This is a genomic window from Candidatus Magnetaquicoccus inordinatus (genome assembly GCF_004217665.1).
GTDB classification, from domain to species: Bacteria; Pseudomonadota; Magnetococcia; order Magnetococcales; family Magnetaquicoccaceae; genus Magnetaquicoccus; species Magnetaquicoccus inordinatus.
Genome location: NZ_RXIU01000016.1, coordinates 1 through 8,554 on the forward strand (window position 1 = coordinate 1; position 8,554 = coordinate 8,554).

The following is an 8,554-nucleotide window of genomic DNA, read 5'->3' on the forward strand; positions in this document are numbered from 1 at the left end:
GGGATTCCATCCCTGGACCCGGCCAGGGAGGTGCCCTCCCTGGACCCGCAGTTGTTTTGGGTGGTGAATAGTTACAATAATCATTGCTTTTCCATGACCAGGCGCAAACCAAGATTGCGCCGACGGTGTGCCGGGTTTAATTCAAAGCGGTAGGCAGAACGGATATGGCTGGCATAGCTGTTCCAGCCGCCGCCGCGAATCACCCGACTGCTTCCTTCTGCTGCTCCCTGAGGATTGGTGACCTTGCCGTTGGCATAGGTTTTGGGACTATACCAATCCTGGCACCACTCCCAGACATTGCCCAACATATCATGGAGCCCCCAGGCATTCGCTTGCAATTGGCCAACGGGACGGCTCCTTTTTCCAGAGTTGCCAGCAAACCAGGCATGGCGTTCCATTGCAGCACTGTCATCTCCCCAATAACGACTGGTGGTGGAGCCGGCGCGTGCTGCATATTCCCACTCCGCTTCGGTTGGTAAGCGATACAGAGTGGCACCCGCACGTTCATTGAGTTTGGCCAGAAAGGTTTGCACCTCTTCCCAACTGACGCTGTCCACCGGGCGGTCGGCGCCCTTGAACTCGCTGGGATTATTGCGCATCACCGCTTCCCACTCCCCTTGGCTGACCTCATAGCGTCCCATATAAAAGGGTTGGCTGATGACCACTTCATGCTGAGGCATTTCATCTTCACTGACATCGGCAGCAAATGGAGTGCCCATAAGAAAGCGTCCTGGTGGAATCAAAATAAACTCCATGCCATTGGCATCACGGACTGAGGTGATGGGGGAGGCGCTGTTGCTGGTGCTCTGTTTGCCGCTGTGAAAGAGGGAAAACTCTGGTACGGCCACAAGCAGCATGGAAAAATATCCCAAATTGGGCAGAGCCAACATCAAGAGTAAAATAAGGAGCAGTTTATAACGAGTGCGCATGATGATTTGTATGCTGGAGAAGATATAGCGGTGCGAGAGGATCAGGGTGTTGCAGAACGTTGGCCATCCCACTCGCGTGCCAAGCGTTGCGCGGCAGCAATATCGCTGGTGGTCATTTTTTTGGTCAGATCATTACGACGGGAAACCGCTTCATCCATACCTTGGGCAGCGGCCAGATTGAGCCACATATGGGCGGTGATGAGATCCTGGGCCACACCCTGTCCACGGCTGTAAAAGAGACCCATCTCCATTTGTGCTCTGGGATGGCCTTGTTTGGCCGCTTTGCGCAACCATTTGATCCCCTCTTTTTCATCCTGGGCGATCCCTTTGCCATGCAGGAAAAAATCGCTCAACTCATATTGCGCCTCCCGGTCGCCCTGTTCAGCCGCCTTGCGATACCATTTGATAGCCTCTGTCCAGTTGCGGTTGATTCCCCCTTTGCCCTGGGCATAGAGCTGTCCCAACTGATATTGGGCGACCGCACGTCCCTGTTCAGCCGCTTTCAGATACCAGAAGACCGCCTCTTTATGATCTTGTGTGACCTGGTCGCCGTGCAGATAGGCACAGCCGAGACGAATTTGTGCGCAGCCATTGCCTTGTGCGGCGGAGCGACGAAACCATTTCATCGCCTCTGGGGGATCCTGTGGCAAATCCTCGCGGCCAATGGAGTAGAGATAGCCCATGATATATTGCGCATCGCTGTTGCCCTGTTCAGCGGCTGCCCGAAATTCGCTCAAGGAGGAGGGGGAGCTGTTTTCTGATGGGTTGGCTTTGGCGGCAGAGCCCTCTCCGTTGGTGGTGACCAGGCGAGAGGAGGGGTCGTTGTGGCCAGAACTGCGTTTATCGGTTGTTGTTGCGGTGCTCCCGGGATGCAGCTCTTTGAGCAGATATTTGGCATCGGCACTGCCTGCCTCGGCAGCTTTGCGCAACCACAGCTCTGCTTCGGGCAGATTTTTACTGACCACCGAGCCATTGAGGTAGAGGGTGCCCAGCTTATGCTGTGCCTCGACAACCCCCCTTTCGGCAGCGGCGCGATACCAGCGGATGGCCTCTTCATAATCCAGCAGCACACCTTGTCCGGTGAGATAGGCGTGTGCCAGTTGCAGTTGTGCCTCGGCATGGCCCTGTTCGGCGGCACGATAATACCATTTGGCTGCTTCTCCCGGTTGGCGTGTGACACCGATGCCAAAAAAATAGAGGCGTCCCAATTGGTATTGTCCATCCGCATCTTTTTGTTCGGCGGCTGCTCGATACCAGCGCAGACTCTCTTTGGCATCATGGGCCACCACTTCGCCCCGCTCATGCCAGGAGGCCAACAGACATTGGGCGCGACTGTCACCCTGTTCGGCAGCTTTGCGAAACCAGTTGGCAGCCTCTTTGGGGTCGCGGTTGACCCCTTTGCCTTCATTGTAGAGTCGGCCCAGCTCAAATTGTGCTTTACTGATCTCCCGTTCAGCGGCCTTGCGCAACCATTGAACCGCCTCTTTATAATCCTGGGGGATGACTTCGCCTGTGGCATACCAATGTCCCAACCAATATTGGGCCTCCTGATTGCCTTGCACAGCCGCTTTGCGATACCAGTCGAAGGCAGATTTCAGATCCCGACTGGTGCCTTTTCCTTCACGGTAGCGGGTTGCCAGTTGCAACTGTGCGCCTGCGTCGCCCAATTCAGCCCCTTTGCGATACCATTTGTAGGCCTCTTTTTCATTTTGTTCGATGCCGATGCCCTGGCTATAGAGATCGCCCAACAGACGGATGGCCGTTGGCTCTTGTTGTTCAGCGGCTTTGCGATACCATTTGAGCATCTCATCATAATCTTGCAACACCCCTTCACCATTGCCATACATCTGTCCCAGACCGCTTTGGGCAGCGGCATCACCCTGTTCGGCAGCTTTGCGATACCAACGCAGCGCCTCGCCATAGTTGCGAGGGACACCATTGCCTTCCCGATAGAGATGGCCGAGCAGCGTTTGGGCAGAGGCGGTGCCACGATTGGCGGCTTCATAGAGCCAGGGAGCAATACCGGTAGGCACATTTTCCGGCAAGGTGATGGGTAATTTTCCTTCGGCACTGTGGGCAACGCCAGGGGTCCATGGCAGCGACAACAACAGAGTGGCGACCAGAAGGGTATATACAACGACACGTGACAAAGCGTTTGCCCTACAGCCGAAGCTGGCAAAATATGTTCGCGATGGAAACATCGCGCCGCCCATACCGCAAGCCATGGGCTTGGGTTGGTGGGCAGCAGGGAGAGGAGGTTTGCTCACCTGGGCCTCGTCTGTCACGTGATGTTGAATCCTGTCACGGATCATAGCAGCTTTTTGACGCCATTGACAGCCAAACTTCTGTTACCGCAGGGCAATCGCATTTGCCAATTTCCTCACTGTTGCCACCAGCAAAACGGTGTATGTCGGGCGTCCGCCCTCCCAAAGAGTGCCCCTTCTGGGCACAAATCTGTGCGGCGTGCGCGAATGCTTAAGCATTCGCTTCTGTGAAACGCCGCACATTTTCAGCAGGGCTTTGCCCTGCACCCACCAGGAGGAGATCATCTCCTCCTGGACCTCCATAATAATTTTCTGATTTTCAAATGCGATTGCCCTGCCGTTACCGACAGTAAGAATGGGGCAGGTGACGCTGTTAAAGGCCGGCCATGCTTTCAGATTCGAGAGACTTGGCAAATGCAGCCAATGCCTCTCTGACGGCTGCAAATGCGGTGCCACCTGCAGAGCGTCGGGCATTGACCGAGGCTGAGAGGGTCAAGAGGGGGTGTACATCGCTATCGATGCGGGCATCAATCTGCTGCATGGTGGTCAGAGGCAGGTTATCGAGAGTGCAATTCTGCTCGATGCAGAGGCGTACCATACGTCCGGCAATCTCATGCGCTTCGCGGAAGGGAATATTTTTGCCTACCAGATAGTCGGCCAGATCTGTGGCGGTGGTAAAGCCCGCCGCCGCCGCTTGCAGCATATTTTCCTTATGCACGGAGATGCCGGGGATCAATTCAGTCAAGGCGCGCAGAGAGCCTTGCACGGTATCCAGGGTATCAAAGATTGGCTCTTTATCCTCCTGCATATCGCGATTATAGCTCAGGGGCAGTGCTTTCATCAGGGTCAGCAGGGAGAAGAGATGGCCAAAGACCCGTCCACTTTTACCGCGCACCAGCTCCGGGACATCAGGATTTTTTTTCTGGGGCATGATGCTGGAGCCGGTGCAAAAGCCATCGGGCAGTTCGATAAAGCTGAGCAGGGGGGAGGACCAGAGGACCAGCTCTTCGGCAAAGCGGGAAAAATGGAGCATGATCAGGGAACAGGCGGCTGCCAGCTCGATGACAAAATCGCGATCGGAGACGGCATCCATGGAGTTGCGGCAGATGCCGTCAAAGCCTAACTGTTCAGCAACCCAATGGCGATCAATGGGAAAAGGGGTGCCAGCCAGAGCGGCGGCGCCAAGGGGCAATTGATTGATTCGGAAGCGCAGCTCCCGCAGGCGTGCACGGTCACGTTGCAGCATCTCCATGTAGGCGAGCAGATGGTGCGCCAGGCTGACTGGTTGGGCATTTTGCAGGTGGGTCATGCCGGGGAGGATGGTCTCCACATGCTGGTTGGCCAAGTCGAGCAGGGCGCCCTGCATGCGTCGCAAACCATCCTGCAGTTGATCAACCTGGTCACGCAGATAGAGGCGCAGATCGGTAGCAACCTGATCGTTGCGCGAGCGGGCGGTGTGCAGCTTGCCGGCCACGGGACCGATCAACTCTTTCAGGCGACTTTCCACGTGCATATGAATATCTTCCAGGCTTTCCCGGAAGGGCAGTTGCCCGGCTTCCAACTCCTTCTGCACCTGTTGCAAACCGTGGACGATGCTGTCGCACTCCTCCTGGCGGATAATCTGCTGACGTGCCAGCATGCGGCAGTGGACTATGGAGGCCCGGATATCCCATGGATAGAGCCGGGCATCATAGTGGATGGAGGCGGTAAACTGTTCGACGAATTGATCGGTGGTCTGGGCAAAACGGCCACCCCACAGTTTGCTCATGATAGTTTCTGTTGCAAAAGGGTAGCGATACGCATGCGCAGGGCATTGAGTTTGATAAAGCCGCCGGCATCCGCCTGATTGAAGGCGCCATGGTCCTCTTCAAAGGTGGCGATGGTGGGATCAAAGAGGCTGCGTTCGGATTTACGTCCGACCACCTGCACATTGCCTTTGTAGAGTTTCAAGCGCACCACGCCGCTGACATTGGCTTGCGAGGCGTCGATCATGCTTTGCAGCATCAGCCGTTCCGGGCTGAACCAATAGCCGTTATAGATCAGGGCAGCATAGCGGGGTGCCAGTTCATCTTTCAGATGGGCCACCTCGCGGTCCAGGGTGAGGGACTCCATGGCACGATGGGCGACACCGAGGATGGTGCCGCCTGGGGTTTCGTAGACACCACGGGATTTCATGCCGACATAGCGATTTTCCACCAGATCCAGGCGACCGATACCGTTGCTGCCACCCAACTGGTTGAGACGGGCCAGCAGATTGGCGGGGGAGAGAGGTTGGCCATCGATAGCCACTGCATCACCTCGTTCAAAGGTGATCTCTACGTAGGTTGCGCGATCCGGGGCCCGTTCTGGGGAGACGCTCAAGACAAACATCTCTTCATCGGGCTCCTGCCAGGGATCTTCAAGAATTTTGCCCTCGAAGGAGATATGCAGCAGATTGCGATCCATGGAGTAGGGAGATTCGCCGCGTTTATCGCGTCCGACCGGGATGCCATGGGCATCAGCGTAGGCGAGCAATTTTTCCCGTGAGGTCAAATCCCACTCCCGCCAGGGGGCGATGACGCGAATATTGGGACGCAGGGCATAATAGCCCATTTCAAAGCGAACCTGATCATTGCCTTTGCCGGTTGCACCGTGCGAGACGGCATCGGCACCGGTGGCATTGGCGATTTCGATCTGTTTTTTGGCGATCAAAGGGCGGGCGATGGAGGTGCCCAGGTGGTAGACCCCTTCGTAGAGGGCGTTGGCCCGGTACATGGGAAAGACAAAATCGCGCACAAACTCTTCGCGCAGATCCTCGATAAAGATCTCTTTTACCCCCATTTTTTCTGCTTTCAGACGCGCCTCTTCCAGCTCTTCACCCTGACCGAGGTCGGCAGAGAAGGCGACGATTTCGCACTGATAGTTTTCCTGCAACCAGCGCAGGATGATGGAGGTATCCAAACCGCCCGAATAGGCCAGCACAACTTTACGTACAGGATTCATTTTTGGACTCTTCTTCAGCACAAAGGAACAAAAAAACCAGGCGCAAGCAAGCTATGGTTTGTTTACGCCAACAGCCATTCGAGAATGGCTTTTTGCACATGCAGGCGGTTTTCCGCCTCATCCCAGACCACCGATTGCGGGCCGTCCAGCACTTCCGAGGTGACCTCTTCACCGCGATGGGCGGGCAGACAGTGCATGAAGAGGGCCTCAGCTTTGGCTTTGCGCATCAATTTGCTGTCGACGCAATAGTCGGCGAAGGCCTTTTGCCGTTTTTTCTGCTCTTGCTCCTGGCCCATGGAGGTCCAGGCATCGGTGGTGACCAGATCGGCATCGGCGACAGCATCACTGGGCTGGCGCAGCAGAGTGATGGAGCCTTGGGAAGCCTGTTTGGCAATCTCCTGGTTGGCTTTTTCCAGCACCGATGCTTTGGGCTCATAGCCGTTGGGAATGGCCATAACCAAGTGAAAGCCGAGGCGGGCGGCAGCCAGGATCCAGGAGTGGGCGACATTGTTGCCATCGCCGATCCAGGCCACTTTGCGTCCGGCGATGGGGCCGCGGTGTTCTTGAAAGGTGAAGATGTCGGTCAGGATCTGGCAGGGATGAAAATCATCGGAGAGGCCATTGATGACCGGTACAGTGGCATAGCGGGCCATGGTGAGCAGATTTTCATGGGCAAAGGTGCGCACCATGATGCCGTTGACATAGCGGGAGAGAACACGGGCGCTGTCGGAGATCTCTTCGCCGCGTCCCAACTGCATCTCTTTGGAGGAGAGAAAGAGGGCATGGCCTCCCAGTTGGTACATACCGGTTTCAAAGGAGACACGGGTACGGGTAGAGGGTTTTTCAAAGACCATTGCCAAGGTCCGACCTTTCAGGGGATGAACAGTTTCACCCGCCTTCAGGGCTGTCTTGAGGATGCTTGCCCGGGCAAAGAGATGCAGAATCTCTGCAGTGCTCAGATCAAGCAGGGAGAGCAGATCCCGCTTGGGAGTGGAGGAGAGGCTATTCATGGAGCGACCTTTACTGACCAGTACAATTAGAACGAATCGGTCAAGACGCCATCGAGGATGGCAACCGCCTGATCCATCTCCTCCTGGGAGAGGGTCAGAGGGGGTAAAAAGCGCAAAATGGTACCCATTTGGCAACTGAGCAGCAGCCCGCGTGAAAGACAAACGCTGAGAATCTCTTCGGCGGGGGAGTTGAGTTCGACAGCCAGCATCAAGCCTCGTCCGCGCACACTCCGAATCATTTCGTGCCGTTGTTGCAACTGTTGCAGTCGGCTGAGGAGATAGGCTCCTTTTTCGTTGACGCTGGCGATGACCCCCTGATCGAGGAGCATATGCAGGGTAGCCAAGGCGGCGGCGCTGACCAGGGGGGTGCCCCCGAAGGTCGAGCCGTGTGAACCGGGAGAGAAGACACGGGCCACCTCTTCGCGAGCCAGGCAGGCGCCCATGGGCAAGCCAGAGGCCAGGGATTTGGCGATGGTCATAATGTCTGGGGTGATGCTGCTCCACTGATGGCACCACAGGCGACCGGTACGGCCGAGGCCGGTTTGCACCTCGTCGAGGACCAGCAGCAGGCCATGCTGATCGGCAAGCGCACGCAGGGCAGGGAGATAGTCATCGGCAGGGATCACAACGCCGGATTCGCCCTGGATCGGCTCAACCATGATGGCGGCAGTTTGCGGGGTAATCGCTTTGGCCACTGCCTCGATGTTGTTGAAGGGGACATAGCGAAAGCCTGGCAACAGAGGTTCGTAGCCGCGCTGCACTTTATCCTGACCGGTAGCGGTCAGGGTCGCCATGGTCCGGCCATGGAAGCTGTTGATGGTGGTGATGATTTCATAGCGACCGGACTGGGCTCTTTTGTGTCCTTTATCCCGTTCCTGGGTGTAGCGACGCACCAGTTTGATGGCCGCTTCGTTGGCCTCCGCGCCGCTGTTGCAGAAAAAGACCCGATCGGCAAAGCAGGTATCGACCAAGCGTTGTGCCAACTGCTCTTGGAGGGGCACACGATAGAGGTTGGAGGTGTGGATCAACTGGGTAACCTGCTCTTGCACAGCGGCGACCACAGCAGGCGGGCAGTGTCCCAGGTTGTTGACGCCGATACCGGAGATAAAGTCGAGATATTCCCGACCGCTATCATCCCAGAGGCGGGTTCCCTGACCACGCACAAAGGCAACTGGCAGGCGGGCATAGTTGGGCATCAATGCCGAAGAGGCAAAGTTGCCTTTTTTGCCGCTGCTGGGAGAGGTGTTGTTCCCCTTGTTGGCGGTCTGCCATGCCTGATCCACTTCTTGCTGCCCCATGTATACCCCCGAAAACCGAAAAAGGAAAACCGCTCGGCAAAGACGATTTTCCATGATGAAGAAAACGGGGG

General features: G+C 56.4%; 6 protein-coding genes. All 6 read right to left on the bottom strand.

Annotated features, from left to right (window positions below; translation table 11 throughout):
* Positions 1-80: 80 nt before the first annotated feature.
* A complete protein-coding gene (locus EJP87_RS02800; RefSeq protein WP_130470348.1) occupies positions 81-929 on the bottom strand; it encodes a formylglycine-generating enzyme family protein in 849 nt (282 codons plus the stop codon).
* 41 nt (positions 930-970) lie between these two features.
* Positions 971-3,079 carry an SEL1-like repeat protein gene (locus EJP87_RS02805; protein ID WP_193771083.1) on the bottom strand — a complete coding sequence of 703 codons (2,109 nt, stop codon included), beginning with the start codon at positions 3,077-3,079 and terminating at the stop codon, positions 971-973.
* A 487-nt stretch (positions 3,080-3,566) separates the two neighbouring features.
* Positions 3,567-4,961, bottom strand: coding sequence for an argininosuccinate lyase (argH, locus tag EJP87_RS02810; protein WP_130470350.1), 1,395 nt, complete (start codon positions 4,959-4,961; stop codon positions 3,567-3,569).
* Positions 4,958-6,175 (bottom strand): argininosuccinate synthase, encoded by a 1,218-nt coding sequence (locus EJP87_RS02815; protein ID WP_130470351.1) that lies wholly within the window; start codon positions 6,173-6,175, stop codon positions 4,958-4,960. Before EJP87_RS02815 ends, argH begins: the two co-directional genes overlap by 4 nt.
* Positions 6,176-6,237: 62 nt before the next feature.
* The gene (gene argF, locus EJP87_RS02820) at positions 6,238-7,185 is read right to left on the bottom strand and encodes an ornithine carbamoyltransferase (protein ID WP_130470352.1); all 948 of its coding nucleotides are present in this window, start codon (positions 7,183-7,185) and stop codon (positions 6,238-6,240) included.
* A gap of 26 nt (positions 7,186-7,211) precedes the next feature.
* Positions 7,212-8,483, bottom strand: coding sequence for an aspartate aminotransferase family protein (locus EJP87_RS02825; RefSeq protein WP_130470353.1), 1,272 nt, complete (start codon positions 8,481-8,483; stop codon positions 7,212-7,214).
* Positions 8,484-8,554 lie beyond the last annotated feature (71 nt).

What these genes read in the sequence shown, in the direction of transcription:
- EJP87_RS02800 (WP_130470348.1), bottom strand. Translation starts at nt 929, where the DNA reads ATGCGCACTCGTTATAAACTGCTCCTTATTTTACTCTTGATGTTGGCT.
- argH (WP_130470350.1), bottom strand. Translation starts at nt 4,961, where the DNA reads ATGAGCAAACTGTGGGGTGGCCGTTTTGCCCAGACCACCGATCAATTC.
- EJP87_RS02815 (WP_130470351.1), bottom strand. Translation starts at nt 6,175, where the DNA reads ATGAATCCTGTACGTAAAGTTGTGCTGGCCTATTCGGGCGGTTTGGAT.
- argF (WP_130470352.1), bottom strand. Translation starts at nt 7,185, where the DNA reads ATGAATAGCCTCTCCTCCACTCCCAAGCGGGATCTGCTCTCCCTGCTT.
- EJP87_RS02825 (WP_130470353.1), bottom strand. Translation starts at nt 8,483, where the DNA reads ATGGGGCAGCAAGAAGTGGATCAGGCATGGCAGACCGCCAACAAGGGG.